Origin of the sequence: Paenibacillus sp. GCM10012306 (assembly GCF_042649265.1) — a bacterium.
GTDB lineage: Bacteria > Bacillota > Bacilli > Paenibacillales > Paenibacillaceae > Paenibacillus_AQ.
The window spans coordinates 643,946-665,376 of record NZ_JBHRYW010000003.1 but is presented as its reverse complement, the minus strand read 5'-3'; the positions used below and the strand labels follow the sequence as shown (position 1 = coordinate 665,376).

25 protein-coding genes and 1 pseudogene are annotated in these 21,431 nt (G+C 41.4%); 17 read left to right on the top strand and 9 right to left on the bottom strand.

The features are described from left to right. Positions 1–36: 36 nt before the first annotated feature. Positions 37–468, top strand: a complete 432-nt coding sequence (locus tag ACFORK_RS10435; protein WP_379198608.1) for a DUF3231 family protein — start codon at positions 37–39, stop codon at positions 466–468. Between the two features lie 290 nt (positions 469–758). Beyond that, complete coding sequence (locus ACFORK_RS10430) at positions 759–1,391, top strand: LysE family transporter (protein WP_379198606.1); 633 nt, start codon at positions 759–761, stop codon at positions 1,389–1,391. Here the strand turns inward: ACFORK_RS10430 and ACFORK_RS10425 are convergent. After that, the gene (locus ACFORK_RS10425; protein ID WP_379198364.1) at positions 1,388–1,645 is read right to left on the bottom strand and encodes a hypothetical protein; all 258 of its coding nucleotides are present in this window, start codon (positions 1,643–1,645) and stop codon (positions 1,388–1,390) included. The genes ACFORK_RS10430 and ACFORK_RS10425 overlap by 4 nt on opposite strands. Before the next feature lie 283 nt (positions 1,646–1,928). Between ACFORK_RS10425 and ACFORK_RS10420 the strand changes: the two genes are divergently transcribed. Then, positions 1,929–2,282 carry a hypothetical protein gene (locus ACFORK_RS10420; RefSeq protein WP_379198362.1) on the top strand — a complete coding sequence of 118 codons (354 nt, stop codon included), beginning with the start codon at positions 1,929–1,931 and terminating at the stop codon, positions 2,280–2,282. 86 nt (positions 2,283–2,368) lie between these two features. Here ACFORK_RS10420 and ACFORK_RS10415 read toward each other — a convergent pair. Further along, a pseudogene (locus ACFORK_RS10415) lies at positions 2,369–2,548 on the bottom strand (L-dopachrome tautomerase-related protein); the annotation flags it as partial. Positions 2,549–2,962: 414 nt separating this feature from the next. On the opposite strand from ACFORK_RS10415, the gene ACFORK_RS10410 reads away from it, so the two are divergent. From ACFORK_RS10410 to ACFORK_RS10390, 5 genes are read left to right on the top strand one after another with little or no spacing between them, the layout of a single operon-like run. Beyond that, positions 2,963–3,205, top strand: coding sequence for a spore gernimation protein GerQ (locus ACFORK_RS10410; protein WP_379198360.1), 243 nt, complete (start codon positions 2,963–2,965; stop codon positions 3,203–3,205). A gap of 11 nt (positions 3,206–3,216) precedes the next feature. Beyond that, entirely contained in the window at positions 3,217–3,603 is a 387-nt protein-coding gene (locus ACFORK_RS10405; protein WP_163753828.1) for a spore coat protein, read from the top strand. Next, a complete protein-coding gene (locus ACFORK_RS10400; RefSeq protein ID WP_379198357.1) occupies positions 3,600–4,736 on the top strand; it encodes a zinc-dependent alcohol dehydrogenase in 1,137 nt (378 codons plus the stop codon). The genes ACFORK_RS10405 and ACFORK_RS10400 overlap by 4 nt, the downstream gene beginning before the upstream one ends. A gap of 30 nt (positions 4,737–4,766) precedes the next feature. Beyond that, complete coding sequence (locus ACFORK_RS10395) at positions 4,767–4,967, top strand: hypothetical protein (RefSeq protein WP_379198355.1); 201 nt, start codon at positions 4,767–4,769, stop codon at positions 4,965–4,967. Positions 4,968–4,978: 11 nt separating this feature from the next. Beyond that, positions 4,979–5,275 (top strand): spore coat protein, encoded by a 297-nt coding sequence (locus ACFORK_RS10390; protein ID WP_379198354.1) that lies wholly within the window; start codon positions 4,979–4,981, stop codon positions 5,273–5,275. 385 nt (positions 5,276–5,660) lie between these two features. Here the strand turns inward: ACFORK_RS10390 and ACFORK_RS10385 are convergent, their stop codons facing one another. Together ACFORK_RS10385 and ACFORK_RS10380 are read right to left on the bottom strand one after the other, a co-directional pair. After that, the gene (locus ACFORK_RS10385; RefSeq protein ID WP_379198351.1) at positions 5,661–6,278 is read right to left on the bottom strand and encodes an NAD(P)H-dependent oxidoreductase; all 618 of its coding nucleotides are present in this window, start codon (positions 6,276–6,278) and stop codon (positions 5,661–5,663) included. Positions 6,279–6,297: 19 nt separating this feature from the next. After that, on the bottom strand, positions 6,298–7,395 hold the full coding sequence (locus ACFORK_RS10380; RefSeq protein ID WP_379198349.1) for a hypothetical protein: 1,098 nt from the start codon (positions 7,393–7,395) through the stop codon (positions 6,298–6,300). Positions 7,396–7,519: 124 nt separating this feature from the next. Between ACFORK_RS10380 and ACFORK_RS10375 the strand changes: the two genes are divergently transcribed. Further along, a complete protein-coding gene (locus ACFORK_RS10375; protein WP_379198347.1) occupies positions 7,520–8,059 on the top strand; it encodes a TetR/AcrR family transcriptional regulator in 540 nt (179 codons plus the stop codon). Positions 8,060–8,126: 67 nt separating this feature from the next. After that, positions 8,127–8,525 (top strand): hypothetical protein, encoded by a 399-nt coding sequence (locus tag ACFORK_RS10370; RefSeq protein WP_379198345.1) that lies wholly within the window; start codon positions 8,127–8,129, stop codon positions 8,523–8,525. Positions 8,526–9,465: 940 nt separating this feature from the next. Here the strand turns inward: ACFORK_RS10370 and ACFORK_RS10365 are convergent. Next, a complete protein-coding gene (locus ACFORK_RS10365; protein ID WP_379198343.1) occupies positions 9,466–9,936 on the bottom strand; it encodes a hypothetical protein in 471 nt (156 codons plus the stop codon). Between the two features lie 552 nt (positions 9,937–10,488). Here ACFORK_RS10365 and ACFORK_RS10360 point away from each other — a divergent pair. Then, entirely contained in the window at positions 10,489–10,896 is a 408-nt protein-coding gene (locus tag ACFORK_RS10360; RefSeq protein WP_379198341.1) for a hypothetical protein, read from the top strand. Positions 10,897–11,133: 237 nt separating this feature from the next. On the opposite strand, the gene ACFORK_RS10355 is transcribed toward ACFORK_RS10360, so the two are convergent. Continuing rightward, complete coding sequence (locus ACFORK_RS10355; protein ID WP_379198339.1) at positions 11,134–11,328, bottom strand: DsbA family oxidoreductase; 195 nt, start codon at positions 11,326–11,328, stop codon at positions 11,134–11,136. A 429-nt stretch (positions 11,329–11,757) separates the two neighbouring features. On the opposite strand from ACFORK_RS10355, the gene ACFORK_RS10350 reads away from it, so the two are divergent. Then, positions 11,758–12,867 (top strand): PRK06851 family protein, encoded by a 1,110-nt coding sequence (locus tag ACFORK_RS10350; RefSeq protein WP_379198337.1) that lies wholly within the window; start codon positions 11,758–11,760, stop codon positions 12,865–12,867. Positions 12,868–13,375: 508 nt separating this feature from the next. On the opposite strand, the gene ACFORK_RS10345 is transcribed toward ACFORK_RS10350, so the two are convergent. Then, entirely contained in the window at positions 13,376–13,951 is a 576-nt protein-coding gene (locus tag ACFORK_RS10345) for a dihydrofolate reductase family protein (protein WP_379198335.1), read from the bottom strand. Positions 13,952–14,110: 159 nt separating this feature from the next. On the opposite strand from ACFORK_RS10345, the gene ACFORK_RS10340 reads away from it, so the two are divergent. From ACFORK_RS10340 to ACFORK_RS10330, 3 genes are all read left to right on the top strand, one after another. After that, on the top strand, positions 14,111–14,344 hold the full coding sequence (locus ACFORK_RS10340) for a hypothetical protein (RefSeq protein WP_379198333.1): 234 nt from the start codon (positions 14,111–14,113) through the stop codon (positions 14,342–14,344). Beyond that, on the top strand, positions 14,344–14,742 hold the full coding sequence (locus tag ACFORK_RS10335; RefSeq protein WP_379198331.1) for a suppressor of fused domain protein: 399 nt from the start codon (positions 14,344–14,346) through the stop codon (positions 14,740–14,742). The genes ACFORK_RS10340 and ACFORK_RS10335 overlap by 1 nt, the downstream gene beginning before the upstream one ends. 763 nt (positions 14,743–15,505) lie before the next feature. Next, positions 15,506–16,021, top strand: coding sequence for an SMI1/KNR4 family protein (locus ACFORK_RS10330; RefSeq protein ID WP_379198329.1), 516 nt, complete (start codon positions 15,506–15,508; stop codon positions 16,019–16,021). Positions 16,022–16,234: 213 nt separating this feature from the next. On the opposite strand, the gene ACFORK_RS10325 is transcribed toward ACFORK_RS10330, so the two are convergent. Continuing rightward, positions 16,235–16,834, bottom strand: a complete 600-nt coding sequence (locus ACFORK_RS10325; RefSeq protein WP_379198326.1) for a hypothetical protein — start codon at positions 16,832–16,834, stop codon at positions 16,235–16,237. A gap of 385 nt (positions 16,835–17,219) precedes the next feature. Here ACFORK_RS10325 and ACFORK_RS10320 point away from each other — a divergent pair, with 385 nt between their 5' ends. Further along, positions 17,220–17,618, top strand: a complete 399-nt coding sequence (locus ACFORK_RS10320) for a hypothetical protein (RefSeq protein ID WP_379198324.1) — start codon at positions 17,220–17,222, stop codon at positions 17,616–17,618. Between the two features lie 471 nt (positions 17,619–18,089). Here the strand turns inward: ACFORK_RS10320 and ACFORK_RS10315 are convergent, their stop codons facing one another. Next, positions 18,090–19,106 carry a phosphotransferase enzyme family protein gene (locus tag ACFORK_RS10315; protein ID WP_379198322.1) on the bottom strand — a complete coding sequence of 339 codons (1,017 nt, stop codon included), beginning with the start codon at positions 19,104–19,106 and terminating at the stop codon, positions 18,090–18,092. 729 nt (positions 19,107–19,835) lie between these two features. Between ACFORK_RS10315 and ACFORK_RS10310 the strand changes: the two genes are divergently transcribed. Further along, complete coding sequence (locus tag ACFORK_RS10310; RefSeq protein WP_379198320.1) at positions 19,836–21,044, top strand: IS110 family RNA-guided transposase; 1,209 nt, start codon at positions 19,836–19,838, stop codon at positions 21,042–21,044. Positions 21,045–21,431 lie beyond the last annotated feature (387 nt).

Sequence of the window (21,431 nt, the reverse complement as noted above, 5' to 3'; positions counted from 1 at the left end):
AGTACTTGTTCAAATCTAACAATAAGGAGCCTATTAATGACAGGGATTTTAGGCGGAAATTCAAAAGAAGAGCCCATGCATTATGGAGAGATTTTTAATGTGTGGACGACATCAACGGCTGCAAAAGGGCTAGTATCACTCTATCGAGCATTTCAATCTCATGCTGGCGACGATGACCTAAAAAAAGTACTTGGCGATTTAATTAACCAGGCTGAGCTGGAAAGCAGTGAGTGTGACGCTCTCCTTGGGGCAGTCGGTATTGCTTCAGTGCCCACACTCCCTGACCGTCCGGAAGTACAGGTGGAGGATATTCCCGTAGGTGCCAGGTTCACCGATGTGGAGATCGCATCCAAAATCGCTGCAGATAATGCCGCTGGGCTGGTGGGCTGCAGTACCATTATGGGAATCCTGCACATGAACAAGAAAAAAGGTTGGCTGATTCCTCCCCCATTACATGTCAAAGGCTGAGTGCCACCCTTCCAGACATTCTTTGTCTAGCGCAAAGTGTTATCTTCAAAGCCAGTGAAAAACATGGCTTTCTAAGTTCGCTTAAAAGAACTTTCAAAAAACGGCATTTTTCTTTTTTATAAGGGAGATGCCGTCTTCTCATGTTTTCAACTTTATGAGATATGTGTTTTTTATTTGGCTAACTTCAAAGTTTCTTTTAAGTACTTTGGCCTTGATTTTTCACGTTTTTTTTGGTTGTCCTACAACTATCTTTATGGGAATAAGCTATCTACATAAAGGAGGCGGACAACATTAACGTATTTATAGGTTATATTTTTCTGGGGCTATCCCTTTCAGCTCCTATCGGTCCCATTAATGCGGCGCAGTTGGATAAGGGACTCCGCGGAGGGTTCATGCATGCCTGGGCTGTTGGCCTTGGGGCAGTATGCGCCGATATTATTTACATGCTGCTCGTCTATTTTGGCCTCATTCATCTGCTGAACGCCCCATTTGTTAAAGTCTTCTTGTGGCTGTTCGGGTTCTTTGTTCTCGTCTATTCAGGTGTAGACAGCATTAAAAATTCAGGAGAAATCTCAGCTGTTGGACTGAGGGGAATCGATGCCTCACTATCCAAACCTTATCTGTCGGGATTCCTGATGTCCTTATTTAATCCCCTCTCCATCCTATTTTGGCTGGGTATCTACGGCTCAATATTAGCCAAGGCGGTTAGCGAGTATCCGATGCAGCAGTTATTGATCTACAGTGGAGCAATAGTCTTCGGAATTCTGCTCTGGGACGCAACGATGGCTGCAGCCTCCAGCCTCTTTCGTAAATTCCTGACCGTCCATGTATTAAAGGCGATCTCCGTTCTATCAGGTCTGTCACTGATTGGCTTTGGTTTTTATTTTGGTGTACAGGCTGCACGGCTGCTCTTTTTTCATTAGACCTTGTTCTTTCGTGACCTGATACTTTTGATTCGAAACTCAGCACCACCCTTCAGTGAACGATATTCATTGGTCTGTCCGTCTACAGCGTGCTCCTTAACAGAACCGTCCTTCTTGGCACGGAAGTGTTGAACGATCCAATCACTCAGCGCAATCACCGCAATAATTCCTATAGTGCCTGCTATGCCTAACAAGCTCAGTTGCCACCATTTCAGTTTTTTGTCTTCTTCAATTTTACTGGAAGTTTGCTTCATGAATTCCGTCCTCATTCTGATTAGAATTTGAGATATTTCTCTAGAATCCCCCACAGGCGAGATTGTTATTTAAGGTAAACATAATAAAAAAACTGTTACCAGAAAGGATGACAAGCTTCTTTTCTATTTATAATGTTATTTTAAATGGCTATCATGATTCTACCTGCCTTTACCTAACTATTAGCGTTGTTATACTACATACCAAAATAAAGAAATTTACATGTATAATTTAATTTTGATTAAGCAATCTAATTATAGATTTAAAATTTAAAGGAGGTATACAATGTCATACCAATCCACTCAACAAATTAAAAACTCTATTCAACAGCTGATTCATCAAACTGAGCAAGCAAGTCAGAACTACCAACGCTTGCTTCAACAAGAACAGCAAAATACCCAACAATTAGAACAATTAGCTCAACGTGAAAGACAAGCTGCCAATACGATTCAATCCGCCCTTCAAGGACACCAGGTTGCTATACAGCAATTACAATCAATGATTCAAGCGGTTAACCAAATCGAAAGTAACTCCAATAATTTTCCAAATATTAATAACGCAAATGTCGGATATAACCAAAACTATGCAAATCAAGCACATACGAGTTTAGGTTTCCCCAACCCGTTCGCTGATCGTTAATTCAAACAAAAAGAAGCTCTATTTTAGAGTGCCGAGAAACCCAGGCTATTTAAATATCCTGGGTTTCTTTTTTTGCATTGCAGGCAAAAGCCCGTCGCAGCGGTATCCAGTACCCACTGGGTTCCCCTTCCATCAGTAATTACACTTTGGACACTGATGAAGGACCTAGTGATATGCAACCGACCCTCAACAACTTCCGCAACCGTAAATGTAACGTCATCTCCCCATTTCGGAAAGCAAATAAAGATACGCCCGGTTTCGATTACCTATAAAATGTTCAAGACTTTTTCTAATCCCTGGGTCTTAATCATTTTTACGTCTTTTTGAAAATGTCGAGACATCTTAAAGAAACAAAAAACTTCGGCGCAAGCCGAAGCATTTTACGGTGACTCTCTCAGATTCTCTCATCGAGCTTATTGCCTGATTTCAAGCCGTCTGCACCTCAGAAACCGCGTTAGATGCATGCTGCTCCAGCGTATTACCACTCGAGTTAAGTGCACCTTCTGCCGGTTTTCTTGCATTTTCTGTGGCTAGATCAAGTATGCGGTTGAGATTTTGTTTATATCCCTGCGACTGCATGGGAATATTCGGATCTTACTTCTCAGGCATTCCATTTTAGTATAAGATCCAATGCATTGGAAAATCTAACGTTGATGAAAAAAGGAGGTGTTCATCTCTGAATGGCTAATCCAACGCTAGCGCCGCACGAATCGATGGAACTGCATGAAGCGTTAAACTTCAAAACGCTCTGCCTTGCTAAGTCGAAACTTATGCAAGGCCTGGTCTTTGACCAAGAGCTAAAAGCCTTAATGCAGAAAGACGTAACTCAATCCATACAACAGATCGCTGAGCTGCAAGCAATATATGCAAGAGCTCCTTTCCAAGCACCCGTTCCGAATAATCCGATACCTATAACACATTAAGGGGAACTCAGATGAATACCGATTATTTAGATCCGATTAATTCATTAAATATGCCGGAAATGGCTGACATGACTTTTGCCATGGACTTCCTTATTCGTGCCAAAGAGGGTGTGCGTAATTTGTCCATCGCCCTGACGGAAACGGCTTCACCTGATGTAAGAGCCCTGCTGCACAATCACCTTAAGCTGGGAATTGCAATGCACCAAGAAATCTCGGAGCTCATGATTCGCAAAAAATGGTTCCATCCTTACGAGCTAAATGAACAGTACCAACTCGACCAGCTTTCGGCGAAAAATACGGTGATGATCGGGCAGATGAATCTGTTCCCGGATGATACGTCGCGTAAAGGGATGTTTGATCGGACCCCAGATGAGCATATTGGAGGACATAAAGCATGAAGGCGGTAACGTATCAAGGGATTAAAAATGTCGTGGTCAAAGAGGTGCCTGATGCGAAGATTGTGAAACCGGACGATATGATCGTAAAGATCACCAGTACCGCCATTTGCGGTTCTGACCTTCATCTTATTCACGGGATGATCCCTAACCTTCAGGAGAACTATGTCATCGGACATGAGCCGATGGGGATCGTAGAAGAAGTAGGTCCTGGCGTGACAAAGGTAAAAAAAGGCGACCGTGTGATCATTCCGTTTAACATCGCATGCGGAGAATGCTTTTTTTGCAAAAATCAGCTTGAAAGCCAATGTGACAATTCAAACGAACACGGGGATATGGGCGCATATTTCGGCTACTCCGGAACGACCGGCGGATATCCTGGCGGGCAAGCCGAGTATTTACGGGTTCCATTTGCCAATTTTACCCACTTCAAGATTCCTGAAAACTGCGAACAACCAGACGAAAAGCTAAGCTTGATCGCCGATGCCATGACGACGGCATTCTGGAGCGTAGATAACGCCGGCGTAAAGAATGGAGATACGGTCATCGTGCTCGGCTGCGGTCCGGTCGGACTCCTGGCCCAGAAATTCTGCTGGCTGAAAGGAGCTAAACGTGTAATAGCCGTCGACTATGTCGATTACCGCTTACAGCATGCGAAGCGAACGAACAATGTGGAAATCGTAAACTTCGAACAGGATAAGAATATTGGGAACACTCTCAAGGAAATGACCAAAGGCGGCGCCGATGTCGTGATTGATGCGGTAGGAATGGACGGCAAGATGAGCGATCTTGAATTTTTAGCCAGCGGTTTGAAACTGCAAGGCGGCACCATGAGCGCATTTATCATTGCATCTCAAGCTGTCCGCAAAGGCGGAACCATTCAAGTCACTGGGGTATACGGCGGACGCTATAACGGATTCCCGCTCGGTGACATCATGCAGCGAAACGTGAATATCCGTTCCGGACAAGCTCCGGTCATTCACTACATGCCATATATGTACGAGTTGGTTACGTCTGGCAAAGTGGACCCTGGCGACATTGTTACGCACGTCATTCCGCTTAGCGAGGCCAAGCGAGGCTATGAAGTGTTCGATACGAAAACGGACGATTGCATTAAAGTCATCTTAAAGCCTTGAATATGGATAGATACATGGGAGGAAATCCGAATGAATTCCAATTACGCTTTGCATGAGATACTCGAGGTTCATGAAATGGCTGCGTTCAAGACGGTTTGCATGACTAAATCCAAGACCATGCAAACACTGGTAACCGACCCAGATCTTTTACAAATTTTGCAACAAGAAGTAAAAATATCACAACAGCAGCTTCAGGAGCTCGGTGGAGTGCTGACTAAAACGACTTTATAGGAGATAAAAAAATGAACCCAATATTAGAACACATGACAGGGCTTCATACGCTGACCGATGACGTCATCGCAATGGATTTTTTGATGAACGCCAAGAGCGGAGTCAGAAACTACGCCATGGCCGTGACCGAATGTGCCACCCCTGAAATCAAGCAAATTTTGATGAAACAGCTCGATGAGGCCATAGATTCTTATGAAAAGATAACCACTTACATGATGCGGCATGGCTTATACCATCCTTACCATATTCCAGAGCAAATCCAGCTCGATCTGAAAAACATTCAAACTGCTATGAACATTTCGTCCTGACACCGTTTTTCATCCCGGCAAAAAGGTTTAAAACGACGATGGTCAGGTCTGTTTTTGATTTTAGCCGGAGACTTCAGAGAAAAGAAAAAATGTTCCCGTATAGTCAAATGATTTCAAGCTGGAGATCGACGCAAAATTATAAAAGCATTATTTTGAATTTGGCCCCTTCCGCAAAATAAAGAGGAGGGGCATTTGATTCTCAAAAGCAAAAGTTTCCCGTGAAGTACATCACCTGACCTTAATAAGACCGTAAACATGCTGAAACATGACCCGGATAGATATCTTTTTTAAATATTATCTAATTGATAAACGAATCAGTCCTTGTCACCCGATTGTCAAAGCTCCCTAGTCAGTTAATTAAAAAAACCTCTTTAACCCCAGAAATTTAAAGTGATGCAAAGCGTTTCTCTGTTCTTTCTAATGCTTTCGTTCTAACTTCTAGTGTATGACCATCCATACCAGCATAGTTATACCATTTCAACTTGTGAAACCCCATTTTCCGAAATGTACCACGAAATAGTATTTTAGTAATAGGATTACCAAATATCCATCTATAGAAGAACCCTGGGGTGGCCATTACCGTTAATAGTGATACACCCTTAAGCCTTTTTAACTCGCTAACAAAGGGTCTACCTTTTTTAGGTTCCTCATAAATGATTCCTTTGGCAAACACTTTATCTAAAAAGCCTTTCGTTGATGCAGGCATCGATTCCCACCATATTGGGAAAATAAAGATTATATGATCCGCTGCAAGCAATCTTTTTTGATAATCTTTTACCAGAGGATCGAGGGTTTTCTTTTGTCTCCACGCCGACAGTTCTTCTCCTGACATCACAGGATTAAATCCATCTGCGTGCAAGTCAATGAGATCTACCTGGTGTCCACCAGAATGAAGACCTCTAGTAGCCGCAGCCAATAATGCTGCTGAATAGCTTCTTTGATGAGGAATATTCTCTGACGCCGTTGCTGTGTAAGGATGGTCAAAAATAATTAGTACTTTCATATGAACTTGTCTCCTTCTGTTATTCACGAATAATTGCGTTTTTAATATAACTAAAGAACATCTGCTCCCATAGACCTTCCTGCTGATACACCTCTTGCTTCCCATTCTCGTTGACTGTCAGCTTTACTGTCCCTATACATCGAACATACGTTGGATTTATTCTCAATACTTTTATTGCCAATCGCATAGGTACAGAAAGTTTCATACCTTCTAATAATGAAGCCGCAACGATGTCAGTTTCCCGATGATACTCAATTTGATAAGAAGTGTTATTGTAAGATGACTGAATAAACTTCAATTGGTTATCCATAAATTTCTTTGTAAAGGGATGTTTAATCGTGTCCTTACGTTCTATCTTCGTACTCTCCTCACGATCATCCAGAATCTCACCGTCTTTAGCGATCATGATGAGAGGCATACGTGTATAACCATACTTTTTCTCCGCAATGATATCGCACGAGATTATGGTATAAGGTCCAATAGTTGCACGGCACCAGTACCAATGATTGATGAGCTTATTCATTTCTGCGTTGCCCCAATTATGATCATGATATCCGTTACCGACTAATTCGCGGCGTTGACCATTCACAGTAAGTACGGCCTCCAGATCGGCAGAAGGCTGGGCAACGAACCATGCGAAGAAGTCCTTTTGTTTCTCTCCAAAAAATACATGTCCTGTTTTGGGTCTCCACATGGGCACGATAGATTTCATGGTACAGCGATATTCAATGTCATCATCAACAAAATGAATCAAATAATTGCCATTGGAATATTGGATACTACTTCTATCAATTTTCACATCACATGTTTCTTTGGAAGCTCGAATTGTACTCCCCTTCTCTTCGGATATTTTTTTCGAAATGCTTCTTCCATCCGGCAATGTCACATCAAATCGTATCGTTGGGCAAGCCTCACCTTTAAGGTCGAACTCATACTTGGTGAAGAACACGACTACAATTTTAGTTCCATCTGTAAATTCGGAGTCAAAATACCACCATTCGTAACTTCCCGCTTGACCATCTGTCCTCATACCATCTTCCCATTCAGCAGGTTCTTTCGTGATTCCTAATCTTTTGTAATCTTCATTGGTATGTGCTAAATTCACTAGCTTATTCATACTAAATACCTCCTCTATACATAAATGTCACACTTGTGTAACTTGTTGAATTAGATTATAATTGGATGTCTATGAAGCAGTCAATAAGTGTGACAGAGGTTACACATTAGAGGTGATTTGTGACATGTCTACTCGCGTTAATCCTATTGCGCAACGATCAAAGAAATGGTTATGCGATGCTTTAATTGAACTTTTACAGGAGAAACCCTATAGCAATATCACGATTACAGAGATTTGTGATAAAGCCGAACTTGTTAGAAAAACCTTCTACCGCAACTTCACATCCAAGGAAGCTGTACTCGTCGCAATTATTGATTTGATGTTTCAAGACTTTTTAGATTATATTAGTGATCAGAACGTAGGCCCTCATGAAATGCCCCTTGCCTATTTCACATTTTGGGAAAAACATAAAGTTTTTCTGCACATTTTAATTCAAAATCAATTATTTGGACTTCTTAATGATCAATATGTTATTTACTTGGAAGCCATGGAACATATCATAGGAACTCAGGGAGAGTATCATAGCGAATTAGAAAAAGATTATAGGAGAACGATGATGGCTGCGGGGTTATGGAGCATACTAAAAAAGTGGATTATACGCGGTTGTACGGAATCTAAAGAAGAAATGGCCAAAATGACACTTGATTTTTTTGATATAGAGTGAAACTTTATTTAGTTAAACTTCTAATCGTAATACTGTCTCTATGTGCCCCTTTGAAATAATTACCTAATTGGTATTGGTACTATCTTCTGAATTTACGTTGTCGACCTTTCTTCAATCTGAGTTTGAACAATTGGTTCAAGACAAAATATTATCGTCTGAAGAAGCGGATGATCTTTCAGAGTCAAACGTCGATTTTGATAGTCTTTTGAATTCCTATAATGATGCAGAAATTATTGGATCAGAGACCGTTCTTTATTCAGTTGACACCGATACCAATCGTGTAGAACAGATCTTCTCTACTCAATCCCAGCCTAATGATAGCTTATTATCGCAGCCAATAAGTGCATTTAATAGCAACCTTTTTTATCGTGTGGATTTCTTATATTTTGTAGCCGATATTGCTATTAATCAACCAAAGTTTGTTTCTGGAGGCAATGGCAGCACAAGAATTAAGCCATCGGCCTGATACAGCTAAATGCATCGGGCCAGCAGCTTTCTTTTTTACATCAGAATTCTTTTGTACAGCTCCCAGAACGTGTCGACTCCATCTGGCAATGAAGCTTGTATTATCACATCATAACTTTCCCTCTTATGTTCCTCAGGAACACAGTTTCCTCAGCACCTCTAAATATAATGAAAACGAGTACAGACTAGAACGACCACGCTAAATGAGTTAACCTAAGGGATTAATCACTGAATCGGCGTTGCAAGCAAATTGTACTTTTATGTGGTATGAATTCCCACCCCACATATTCGATGATTATCAAATCTGCAATAGTACCATGTTCTTGTCCATTTTCGACAAAGCCCCTATTCTGGCCATAAAAAACAACTCAATTGGAGCTGTTTTCAATAATCATGCTTCTTTGTATAATATGACCATTGTTCTTGAATCCACTCCAATGTATCTTTATATACCCGTTTTCCCTTACTTATAATAACATATTCTTCCAATAACAATTTGATGTCATCAGTTATTGCATTAGTAAGCAGCTCATATCCAAATCGTCCTCCACTTCGGGCTACATCATTGCTTCGAATATCGGAACGATAAAAACGTTCAGTCTTTAACTAAGTTGTTTTTCTTCTTATGAAGTTTATCCCACATTTGAGTCTTCGTCGCAGCCAAGATTCATTTTTCTTTCCCTAAATGTAGATCAAGGAGCAAGATCTCCGTGGATCTTGCTCCTTGATTATTGTGTTTTGGTGTACTTCACTGGATGATCACATGCCGACTGCATCGGTGTACATTCAACTATCGTTTCCCGAGGGAGCTTAAAGACTCGATCGATGTTCAGACGAGATTTCCCAACGATGATAAAGTATTCATGTCTATCACGCTCCCGTCCGGCCCGACCTTCTCAATGACAATTTGCACTGCCCGCTAAACAGACCAAGAAGCCCGCTCACCGAGCAGGCTTCTTGGTCTGTTTCTTCTTGGTTTTTGTCTTTTTGGTCTGTGTCTTTTTGCTCTTGTTCAACTGCTGGTACTTCCTCCACCATCGTTCGATCAGGCCATGCCAGCGATAGAACAGGGTGCTTCGAGGGGATCTATGGATGACTCCGAAATCTGGGTCTCCGTAAACCTCCGAGCCGAGGACATGAATGGAGTCGTGGAGCGAGGACGTCAGCAGGAACCGGCCCAGTTCATCCGAGGACTTGAACGAGCCCATACTCTCCACGATACGGTCCTCGGCTTCCTGTAGCTGGCTGTCCCAGCCGGGGTTGGCTTTGACAGCCGATGGGATCCGAGACCATGGTGTCACTCTTTGGAGATTGAGCCCTTGGGCCTTATACCATCGCAGGGCTTTTCTCAAAAAACTTCGATGAAACCGAAGGAACGAAATGCCATCGCCCGGACGCACGTCCCGATTCATATGGCTCATATGCCATCGGGCATGCTCATCCATAAGCCTTTGGGGAAAGTTGGGAATCTCCGCCATATGCTTCATCCTCTTTCTGAGTATACATTCGTATCTGCATTTTCATATGAGTGCTTCTTTTTATGTATATGTCAGCATGCTGGCGTTGGCTTGGGCGATAGCCACTTCCCCAGTTGTCCCCCTACTCCCCCTTCCAGCGACGTACAGATCAGGGTTCCCCAACCCTGCTGCCGCCCGGTAAACTGTTAATGAGCACAACGACAACAGACAATCATTCAAATATTACTTTACATAATGATGAACTGTCATCTATGTCGGCTATCATAACATAACGATTTAATCGATTTGTCGAGGTTTTACCCTCACCCCATTAGATTCCCATATTTCACATTTTTAATTTCAGCACGCTGGCGTAAAAAGCTATGTACAGTAGTTCTCCCCTTTCCTCTAGTTAACTCTAATGGCTTACTTAATGGAATATGAGTAATTTAATGATCATAAAATGTATAGGTTGTGGAGTAATTTAACTTAAGGAGGTCATTATTAATGATTTATACCCTAAATGAACGCCAGATGATGTCTCATCCAATTCTTTTGGAAGCAACACAGAGTGCAGCAAATCAAATTCTAATTACGTATGATCAGCGGACAGATTTAGGATCAGCAACGCATATTTCAAACTACTGGATTAGGAGTACTATGGAAACTCCTTCAGGTATTGCAACTGTGGGAATGAGTGATGCCCTCATGTCTTCCAACTCAATACGTCCAGATATGGCCCAGATTACACCAATTGATAACTCAAATATGAGATTTCATATCACGTTTAGGGTTAATGCAGTGTCAGGTGTTTTGTATACCGTACTACCCTGTTTTGTTAGCCTTGAGGGAATGACAGGTTATATGGGGGCGAATTGGGGCCCCGCAAGTAGAAATGTATTTATTGGTATGTAGAAATTTTATAATGATTATTCATTGTTAAATTTGTGCATTTAAATAAACCTGCCGAGTTCAAATGAATCCGGCAGGTTTATATTCTTCTAACAACTACACTGTTGGATATAAGCTCTTTTGCTCTTACAGTATTTTTATATTAACAGATTCAGGACGTCTACGAATTGATGACTAATACTACACATTACAAACTCCGTCAATGCAGCTATTATCACCATCTGACACATTCTTTTCTTCCTATTCTTGAAGCTTCTTCTCTTCATCCCAGACCGAGTTCAACACATTTAAGAAAACCTCCTCAGGCTGAGTACCTGACAGGGTGTATTTGTTATTAAACACGAAGAATGGCACGTCTGAAATGTTTAGCTTCTTAGCTTCGACGATGTCTGCTTTGACTGAATCTGTATAAGCATCGGCTTCAGGTATTTCCAAAGCCTAATCCAATGACCATACATTTTGTTTTGTTACTCTTACCGAATTGGGTTTTATTTTACCTGCATCGACGACGCTGCAGCGTCACATCCGAATCCATCATGTGCTAAATAATCGCAACCTAAAAATTGAAGCAGTAAGCCCCCTCTTCAGCCATCATTGAACAAAGAAAGTAAAGTAGTAGATTAAGTGTCGCTGGTTGATTCAACGGTCGTTCCCGCCAGAGTGCATGTCTAACAAAAACAACCGGTGTTATCATACCGGGTGAAAATGGATCTTCTGTAGTCCCGTCAACAAATAACGAAAAAATGGGAGAGGACGAACACCATTTTTTACAATACAGAATATACAATTGAATAGGCACTTATCCCAATCATGCTTATTCTGTAATCTTTGCGAATCGGAATAGGCACAAAGGAGTGTTTCAGGTTGGCATTAAAATCATCTCACTATTTTGCCCGAGGCAACACTGCACGCGGAGCTCATTTCTTGTATAAATCCGCATTTGATGGGCTAAACAAGATATTCGTCCTTACAGGGCCCGAAGGTACGGGGAAATCGACGGTCATTCAAAGTTTGGCGGATAGTCTGCTGGATAAAGGCTTGCATGTGCAATGCTTCCACTCCCCTCTCCGTCCCGAAGAACTGGATGGCATTATTTTAACGGAATTGAAGGTTGGTATTGTCGACGGGCAAGTCTGTAAGGGGATTTCTGATATCGGAGCCTGTGAAATCATCTATGTTCATTTCGGGGAAGCGTTGGATAATAGTCTTATTTTACCGGAACACAACATAACGATAGAGGATCTTAGAGGCAAGCTTGAGAGGACCTATTCAAAAACGTATGAAACGTTCGCAACAGCATTGCGGATTCATGACGAATGGGAAAAAATTTATATCGAAAACATGGATTTCTCAAAGGCCGATCAGATTGCGCAGGATTTGATTCAAGAATTATACGCCGAACATGAAAGCGACTCGCCAACGGCTCCGCGTCACTTGTTTTTCGGAGCCGCGACTCCGAGGGGGGCTTTCGATTTTATTCAAAGCTTGACGGCTCAGCTGGAAAGACGGATTTTCATTAAAGGAAGGGCGGGATCTGGCAAATCGACTCTGCTGAAAAAGCTTGCCTCCGCTGCCGAAACAAAAGGAATCGAAGTCCAGGTGTTTCATTGCGGCTTTGATCCGAACAGTCTTGATATGCTGATATTCCCGAGACTTGGAACAGCTATCTTCGACAGTACAGCTCCTCATGAATACTTTCCAGATCAGGACGGGGATGAGATCCTAGATATGTATGCATGGGCTATAGCTCCTGGAACAGATGAAGCCCATGCTGCCGAAATAGCCGGTATCAAAGCACGCTACTCGGCAAAAATGAAAGAGGCCACCTCACATCTAGCGGAGGCCGAAGCCATCGATTCTAAAATTAAGGCCTACTATGTTGCGGCCACAGATTTTTCAATCGTAGAGAACCTCCATCTGCAGTTACAGTCCGAATTGAATGAATTAATTGGTTCCATTCAGCTTTCAAAATAAATATGCCTTTCTTCATCTACCAATCTCTGCTTTAACCTTTCCGAGGGGCGGGTACGTTATCCGCCTGGGGAACCGGCTCCTTTCTCAACCATTCGAGCACATTTAATCCGCCGAATTGCGGATGGACTATCACATGTTCGAAAGTCATATCCCTTTTTGATTCCTAAATGGCTTCGGTGTCCAAAGCAAGCGCCGCCACCGCCGGTTCGATCTCATTCAACGAACTGTCAAAACAAATAGAGACCTACCAAAGTAAAGGGTATAATCCCTTTGATGTCTTTGGTTAGTCTCTTTGTCTTTAGTATGTCGTATTGAGAGGCCATATCCTTTTTATTTTTGGTATCCCAATCTCCCATCCTTCTTTATCTAGGTTACTCATGCTCACTAGTTTGTGCTGGTACTCCGCCCTCTGCTGCTCCCCACTGTTTGATGAAAACAAAGTCTTAGACTGCCGCTGTTGTCGTTCCACTAACGTTCCCCGTAAGCGTAATCACCTTAAGTGACAAGGTCATCTTACCGTTTGGTAAACGAGACCTATGGCTCCAGAATCAAAGGTCTTGTTTTCGATTAGTTTAAGATTAATCTTCTCTTTGAGACCTTGGAATAACGGCAATCCCTTACCGATCAGGACGGGAGAAACCGTAATTTTATACTCATCAATTAAATCAAGCTGCATAAGGTGGTGTGCAAACCTAGGACTGCCGAGGATGACTATATCCTTGCCTGGCTGCTGTTTGAGGTTATTGATCTCTTCCTCGACATCTTCTTTCACGAGTCTTGAATTATTCCATTCGACTTTCTCCAGCGTCGTGGAAAAAACGATTTTGGCTGTCTTTTCGATCCACTCGGCATGATTCCGTTCATGCTGCGAAGCTGATGGGTTCGAAGGCACAGATGGCCAGTAACTGTGCATCATCTGATAAGTCCCACGTCCCCAAATGACAGTGTCGGCAGTACTCAGAATTTCTTTCGAATGTTTTTCCAAATCAGCATCGTAGGAAACCCAACCAATGTCCATTTCACCATTCGGCCCTTCTACAAAACCGTCAAGCGATGCGTGAAGAAATAGAACGAGTCTTCTCATTGGGATGAGTGATCTACCGATGACAGACCCATCGCTCCGGGGCTATGCCTTTTGTTATACTTTCAAGTGGGGTTTCAAACCTCCTAGAATCAGGAATTTAATCGCAGCATTCTTTATTTCGCTCGTAAATTCAAAACCCTTACAGAGGAGCGCAAAGACATGAACTTTTTCAAAAAACTGTTTGGCGGCAAAGAAATAGGTAAATCGGAAGACGGCACCACAATTTACGGCTATGACGCTCCGGATGAGCGACAGCTTACGCCTCCCTCCGGAATTTTGTACATGGAAGAATTAAACGAACATTTTAATAAAGTCTTTCCAAACCGGGAAACCGGCGTGTTCCATGAACTGATTTCAGACATGAGTACAAGCATCTTGAACGCACGGAGCTGATGATGTTTTTGCCGGCGGACTGGCCGCTTACGCAAAAGGATTTTGAAGCGGAGGAGAACTACTGGCCGATCCGGCTGATGAAGATGCTTGCTCGGTTCCCGCATATGTATCAGACGTGGCTTGGATACGGGCATACCATTCCCAACACGGAGGATTACGAGCCATATGCGCCAAACACTGAGCTGTCTGGCGTGATCCTGTTTGCTCTGCCGGAAGAGGTCAGCACAGTCCATACGAAAGATGGCAATCAGGTTCAGGTTTATTTCTTGGTTCCGCTTTACCGGGAGGAAATGGAATTCAAACTGGAGTCCGGTATGGATGAACTGGTTGCCAAGCTGTCCGAGCTGCCCGGTGATTTCCTCGTTCTGAATCCGAATAGACTCCATGCTTGTAAATAACTGCCCGGTTTAACGGGTTTGAGACAGCTTTAAAATGCTGAGCCTAAGTCATGGATATGACTTTGGGTTCAGCATTTTATTAGAATGCACTTATATAACTCACGTGTAGCTCTAGTGTTGCAGAGCAGTCACTGCAGCAAATTTGGACTTCCGGCAATGCTCTATTCATATGAAACCACCTCTTCTCTTTTCCGCTTGTCCCCTGCAACTATATTCTCTTCAAACATTTCAAAGGGGACCTGGAAGCAGTAAAAGTTAGCAAATAGAGCTCGTAGTACTCGGGATGAAGATATTTCCAGATAACCCGATTTGCTGACGCTCTCTTCCCTCAAGCTCCATATGGGTTCTGTTCGATCGACTTCAAACGCTCCTACTCTAAAGACCGACTAAGTGCAAGCAGCCCGCTTTGCTTGACTACCTCACCGGCGTCGATCTTTTCCCGGCTTCGTCGGGAAGCAACCAGGTGCTCGGAGCTGCAGGAGCTGGGCACACCGCCGGTACCCGAATCTCGCGTAATCAGTGATCCAATGCTCCTTAATAAATAAGGGGTTAAATATCCCTCTTATTAGTCTGGTATTATCGAGATGACTTCATAGAATATTATGAAAAGAACTGGGGTAAACCAACTAAATTTAAATGGACTGATGTACAGATTCACCATATGCGTCCACTCAAGTATAATGGACAAGACACTATGTCTAATTTTATTCCATTGTGGAGCATGGTGGCTGAGCTATTCATTGTAACGAGGGTGGGATTTTGTATGGGTTCAAATGTATTGGATCTGATAGAATTCCTTAAACGGAATGCTTCTCCCGATCACACTTTCCAACGACTTATTCCAGGGCTTGGTGAGGGGCCTTTGGAATGCACCTGGAAAGATCCAGTAAGTGCGATAGAAGTTAATAAGTTCTTACAGGATAATGATTGGCACTTTCCAGAGGATTATAAGCAATTTCTTTTGAAACATAACGGGGCAGTTTTATTTCAGCATCCCTACTATGGTGGGGGAACTGAACTATTGAGTCTAGAACAAATATTACTAATATCCAAGACATACGAGCAGATCCCGTCCATTTGTTATCCAATTGCTTGGACAGATCATCGGATTGGAGCAATATGCATTGATTCTGTGAAATGTCAGCAGGGAGAAACACCATATCTGTTCTTTTTAGACGCAATGGATCATATTGAAGACGCCATTCCAATTCCGCTTACCTTTACCGAATGGTTAGATCGTCTAATTATCTGTCAGGGACAAGAATACTGGAACTGGTAGAATGCCGGATATCCTCCCCCTTTCCTCTTCCGATATAACAATATGCGGATTCGGATCTGGTTAGCTAGCAGCAGTGTCGTGCTAAATGTAATCCTACAATAATCAGATGTGGTCAGCTATCGGGCGCGCCGGTGAACGATTGTCTGACTCGTGTCCCATGTAAATAGATTACCGCTCTATTAGCACAGCGCTCATTACATAACCTTAATTCATTTAATCAGTAATTTTTTTAAGCTCAAAAATAGTTGCCTCTGATAACAAGATAAGCCTATCATTATTAACAGCTAAAAAGCTTAAACCTACAGGTATGCTCATTTTTGTAGAAGGGTCACTTATAATTATTGCTTTTACTTCATCATTTATATTTAAGTCTGGGATATCTATTTTGTATAATCTATAAAAAGAGTCAGAGTTATAGCATGTCGCTGTGATCTCATATAGTGGATTTTTTAGTTCATATTGATAATTACTATAGTTTTTAAGCCCTTTTGATGAAAAAAAGTCTTTTTTGATTATAATTTCATCTCCAATAAATTTTTGCCCTGTTGGATATTCAGAAGCATCATTATATGAATTTGCAAATCCTAAATGCTTCTCAACTTTCCAAGTTCCATAGAAATATTTCTCAGTTTCGCTATCCAAATTTATAAGTTCTGCATTAAGACAATCGGATGTGTTTTTTGGAATAATAGACTCTTCCGTTTCAGGTTTAGGCTCACTAGAAGTATTTGGATTTGATGTCGTTTCAACATTTCCACAAGCCGTTGCTAGCATCAGCATTATCATAATACAAACCAATAATGTTTTTTTCATATCTCACACTCCTACTATAAAGTTATCTTTTCTCCTGTTTGCTCACTTGCTAACTAGAATAGATTTCTTCTCAATCAGTAGCCGGAATCGAATTTTGCAAAATCCAGATCTAAAAAAGTTCAGCCTGGTATTTTTTTACTATATTATTATATCTAATATATAATATGAATGAATACAAAAATATTACAGAAGAGGATTTCTGTTGATAGGATTAAAATTGTAACTGTTTAGCCTGTTTCGATCTTATTTGACAGACAGCACAAATAGAGGCACTCCGTTACGGCACTACCTCTACGGACATAGGAATGTACAGACATGTAATTTTAAAAAGTAACTATCTCAAGGCGGGATAGCTACAAATAAATTTAATAAGGAGTGCTTGATCGTGAATCTTAAGTCCGTTTTCAAAGGAGTAGTATCATCTGCTCTGGTAGTTTGTCTAATTGCTGGGACAAGTAATATACCTGCTTTTGCGGAGTCGACTAAAAGTTCGTCGAAAGATTATGCAGCTAAAAGTGGCAGTTCTTCAGGAACTGAATTTCAGGATTCATTCCCATTAAAAAAGAGTAATGGGGCAAAAGTGAACTTCTGGATTAAAAATACTGGGAATGTAAGCGTGAGAATCTCAATTAATGGTGATCAGAAAAGAACTCTCGCACCAGGTAAGAGTGGCCACATTAGTGCTCCAGTTGGTTCCTTAAGTAGAGAATATAAATTTAAAGCTGTACCAACGCCTGATGGTGGTGATATTAGTATAGACTATCGTATTGCTCAAAGAGATTAAATTTGATGCTTAAGATATTTTTAGTTATTTTATAAGTCTCCTGGATCCGAGATGGTAATTTGGTAATTCAGTGCAGACATAGAGTAAAAAAAGAGTACGAACTAGCTTGAGGAGCTTAAGCAAAATGCTCATAGATGAAAGCTAGGAAAATAAATACCTAAATTAGTAAAAGCCGATTTCCTTAACTTACAGGAAATCGGCTTCAGAATCTCAACCCCTGTATTATAAAATGCCGCAATTTACGCGGCAATTAATGAGATAATGTTCTTATCACCCGACAATTGTAGCATTTTGTTGGTCTGATTGTTCGTTGTAAGATATCAGGCCTCGTCCCGCTCCTTTACCCTTTTCCTGTTCGATTACAGCAGCGAGCATACTCGCCAATTCCTCACGGATCAGCGGCTTATTGGGCTGAAAACGGTTGCCCTTCGCAAATCAGCCCCTACGTTAGCAAAATGAGATGCTCCCAGGTTAATGAATGCTATTATAAATGCTTTTAAATTCTTGAACAAAATCAATCGGCAGCATAGGGTCATCAGAAGCGGCTACTCGTTGCAGCTCTTTTAACCTGTTCATTGATTCTTCATCCAAATTTGACACATCGTTTGCTTGATGAATATAAACATACAGCAATATATGACGAAGTTTAATAGAATCTTGTAAATATGCTATTTCTTCTTCTTGGATTGTATTTTCCTTTAGATATCCTTTCATAAAATGGTGGAAAAACAACCTAAAATATTCCGTTTTATTTTCAAATTCTTTAAACGGATAAAAAAGTGCATAATACAATGTAATCCCAATATCGTTTACGAAATACGTATAACCGCAATCATCGAAATCGAACAAATAAATGTCTCCGTTATGCAGATAAAAATTACTTTGATGAAAATCAGTATGAGTCAAACCGTATGTATCTTTGGACTTAGGCAGAGGAGTAAGTTTTGTTAATCTCTCTTTAAGAATTGGTATCATTACATCATCAGGTGGCAGGTATTTATCTACCTTTAATTGAACTTCTTGCTCCCAAGCTTGTCGTTTAAACGCCGGCTTACTCCAATCATAACCCTTTGTGGCATGATGGATTTTCCCAAGAAATTCTCCCCATTTTTCGTAAAGCGATTCATTCCAATCTTCATCCGACACTTCTTTTCCAAGAGACTTTTCATATGAAATGGCTAGGAACGAACCTTTTTCTGCAGTAATTTCTTCAACCATATTACCCTCGGCCGATAGAATAGCTTTTGAAACTGCCAGATCTTTATTCGACAAATAATTTAGAAATTCAATTTCACCCCGTATATAATTTATTGATCTTCTAATTGTATGTGTGATTTTTAATATGAAAAATGCATTGTCTTTCTGATATTCATAAACAAAGCTTTCATAACCGCCCAATAAACGAACAGTATCACTATTAATGTTAAATCGCTTTATTGCTTCGGTAAGGATCTCTTCAGTGAATTGCTCTTCAATTTCTCGTATCATTTTGTAACCTCCATAAAAATGAAGCAGACACAAAGGAGTAGTCTTCTCTCGCCAAGGATTCTTTTTTCTTTCCTCGGATGATTATCATGACCGGCTGCCGCTGTGTATATTCAACTATTCTGCATCTAGGAAACACTAACGTTTCTTTTACTTAATTTCTTAAATGCTGAGTACTCCTTATTGGACTTAATAAAACTTAATATTTTTTCGGCACATTCTATTGGATTCATCTTTTAATTTTCGAATAGTACAGTGAGTTTAAGGGATCAAAAGTTATTCGTGCCACAACTTGGTCATCTACTTCTCTTGTAGGTTGTCTTCCCTGAACTTGAAGTTCCGTTCATCAACACAATGAGTCCTTGCTTCAAACGAATCACCCGCACTTATAAGATTTATGTATCTAATGGATATGTTAATTTCGCAAATTTTATAAAATTATCCAACCCAAAGTATATTCGAGAAACGATTGAACTATCCTGCCCGTTCGTATTATGAGATCAACCATTTCTTTCTGGTTGATCCTTTTTGAATTTGCTTCGAGGATTAGGGTAGCCGGGGCGAACGTACCTGCCCGTGGGACTTGATCCCGAGCGCTATAATGTTCACCCTACTTGTCATGACCATGATTGAGGCTAGTTGGGACAAAGATCCCGTATCACATGCGATGCTGTGGAGCGACAAGGAGATTCATAGGGGGCTACTGGTAAATCTATTTCAAGGAGAGATAAAATGAACCCTGTTATAGGACTAGACATTTCTAAAGAAGAAAGCCACGGACAAGCTTTCTTAGATCGAGGAAAACCATACCGAGGGGTATTCCATTTCGAACATACACGGGATGGTCTCGAGATATTGCTTCAAGTTATTCATGACATTGAACATGAATCGGGGCATCGACCTACAATGATTCTGGAAGCAACCGGGCACTATCAAAGCCCTGTTGTTCAATTTCTAGAGGAACATCACTATTTATTTATCGTTATCAATCCGCTCATTTCTAATCGACTTCGCAAAACCAATCTTCGTAAAGTGAAAACGGATGCTGCTGACGCTTATCTTCTGGGTGAACTTTACTATAGGGAGGAATTCGAACCATTCAAAAAAAGAGGTGTGCAACTGCTTAATATGCGTTATCTGACGCGACAACACGAGTCCTTCTCTAAGATGTGCGTGCAGACGAAGCTGCAATTCCAAGCCGTTCTGGATCAGGTTTTCCCGGCGTACAAAGGTGTTTTCGGGGCTATGTATTCTAACGCATCCCTTCGCTTCTTACTTGAGTTTCCGACTTCATCCTCTGTCCTACAAGTCAGTGAAGAGACGCTTAAAATCAAAATCAATGCTCTTCTAACTTCAAAACGTGGACGATCAGAGAGGTGGATTAATGAACGAGTTCAACGGTTGATGGAAGCTGCAAAGCGAAACCCATTTCAGCAAACGATGTATGAGAGCCACTTAATTAATCTTAAGATCTTGATCAGCCTTATCCTTCAGTACCAAGAGCATCTTTCTGAGTTGGAACAGACCATAGATGCCCTGGCTTCTAAGATTGAAGAGTATGATTTAATCCAGTCGATTCCCGGTATTGGTCCTAAAATTGCTGCAACAATTTTAGCGGAAATTGGAGAAGTCGACAGGTTTGATCATCCAAAGAAACTGGTTGCCTTTACAGGAATAGACCCCAGCGTTTTTGCTTCAGGAAAATTTACAGCGACACGTAATCGAATCACCAAACGTGGTTCCAGGCAGCTTAGATACGCACTTGTAATGGCGGTACAGTGTGGCCTGATCCGCTCTCGCAACACGCGGATAAAAGAGTTTTACGAACGCAAAAGAGCTGAAGGAAAACCTCACAAGGTGGCTCTAGTGGCGTGTGCAAATAAGTTAGTTCATTGGTTGTATGCCATTTTAAAAAGTAAGAAATCATTCCGTCCAGCATAACAAAACAATGATGGTATAACCTTCCAATATAACTCGAATTGGAGGGTTGTTTGGCATGCTTATTAATCAATATAACACAAGTCCTCGAGTTGTTTTGCTGGTAATCTTGACAAGCTATTAGCTGGTATAGCTTAATAAGGGTTAATTTTCGTGAGAATCGGCTGACGGGCTCGAATTCATAATACCCGATGAACTGGCTCTTGTTATTGCCGGGATACCCGCCTCCTCCGAGTGGGTTGGCATCGGTCAAACATCCTTATACGCGACCAAAAAAGTAAACGCAAGGCGATAATGTTTGTTGTAGTTTTCTTACTGTTGTACTCTTTGAATTAAACAAAGAAAAAACGAGTGAGGATGAGGACTACACCACGGCGAAATGGTTCGTAG

What these genes read in the sequence shown, in the direction of transcription:
- ACFORK_RS10360 (WP_379198341.1), top strand. Translation starts at nt 10,489, where the DNA reads ATGATTTATACCCTAAATGAACGCCAGATGATGTCTCATCCAATTCTT.
- ACFORK_RS10390 (WP_379198354.1), top strand. Translation starts at nt 4,979, where the DNA reads ATGAACCCAATATTAGAACACATGACAGGGCTTCATACGCTGACCGAT.
- ACFORK_RS10325 (WP_379198326.1), bottom strand. Translation starts at nt 16,834, where the DNA reads ATGAAAAAAACATTATTGGTTTGTATTATGATAATGCTGATGCTAGCA.
- ACFORK_RS10310 (WP_379198320.1), top strand. Translation starts at nt 19,836, where the DNA reads ATGAACCCTGTTATAGGACTAGACATTTCTAAAGAAGAAAGCCACGGA.
- ACFORK_RS10330 (WP_379198329.1), top strand. Translation starts at nt 15,506, where the DNA reads ATGGGTTCAAATGTATTGGATCTGATAGAATTCCTTAAACGGAATGCT.
- ACFORK_RS10400 (WP_379198357.1), top strand. Translation starts at nt 3,600, where the DNA reads ATGAAGGCGGTAACGTATCAAGGGATTAAAAATGTCGTGGTCAAAGAG.
- ACFORK_RS10315 (WP_379198322.1), bottom strand. Translation starts at nt 19,106, where the DNA reads ATGATACGAGAAATTGAAGAGCAATTCACTGAAGAGATCCTTACCGAA.
- ACFORK_RS10410 (WP_379198360.1), top strand. Translation starts at nt 2,963, where the DNA reads ATGGCTAATCCAACGCTAGCGCCGCACGAATCGATGGAACTGCATGAA.
- ACFORK_RS10395 (WP_379198355.1), top strand. Translation starts at nt 4,767, where the DNA reads ATGAATTCCAATTACGCTTTGCATGAGATACTCGAGGTTCATGAAATG.
- ACFORK_RS10365 (WP_379198343.1), bottom strand. Translation starts at nt 9,936, where the DNA reads ATGAATCGGGACGTGCGTCCGGGCGATGGCATTTCGTTCCTTCGGTTT.
- ACFORK_RS10340 (WP_379198333.1), top strand. Translation starts at nt 14,111, where the DNA reads ATGAACTTTTTCAAAAAACTGTTTGGCGGCAAAGAAATAGGTAAATCG.
- ACFORK_RS10435 (WP_379198608.1), top strand. Translation starts at nt 37, where the DNA reads ATGACAGGGATTTTAGGCGGAAATTCAAAAGAAGAGCCCATGCATTAT.
- ACFORK_RS10375 (WP_379198347.1), top strand. Translation starts at nt 7,520, where the DNA reads ATGTCTACTCGCGTTAATCCTATTGCGCAACGATCAAAGAAATGGTTA.
- ACFORK_RS10420 (WP_379198362.1), top strand. Translation starts at nt 1,929, where the DNA reads ATGTCATACCAATCCACTCAACAAATTAAAAACTCTATTCAACAGCTG.
- ACFORK_RS10425 (WP_379198364.1), bottom strand. Translation starts at nt 1,645, where the DNA reads ATGAAGCAAACTTCCAGTAAAATTGAAGAAGACAAAAAACTGAAATGG.
- ACFORK_RS10385 (WP_379198351.1), bottom strand. Translation starts at nt 6,278, where the DNA reads ATGAAAGTACTAATTATTTTTGACCATCCTTACACAGCAACGGCGTCA.
- ACFORK_RS10335 (WP_379198331.1), top strand. Translation starts at nt 14,344, where the DNA reads ATGATGTTTTTGCCGGCGGACTGGCCGCTTACGCAAAAGGATTTTGAA.
- ACFORK_RS10405 (WP_163753828.1), top strand. Translation starts at nt 3,217, where the DNA reads ATGAATACCGATTATTTAGATCCGATTAATTCATTAAATATGCCGGAA.
- ACFORK_RS10345 (WP_379198335.1), bottom strand. Translation starts at nt 13,951, where the DNA reads ATGAGAAGACTCGTTCTATTTCTTCACGCATCGCTTGACGGTTTTGTA.
- ACFORK_RS10380 (WP_379198349.1), bottom strand. Translation starts at nt 7,395, where the DNA reads ATGAATAAGCTAGTGAATTTAGCACATACCAATGAAGATTACAAAAGA.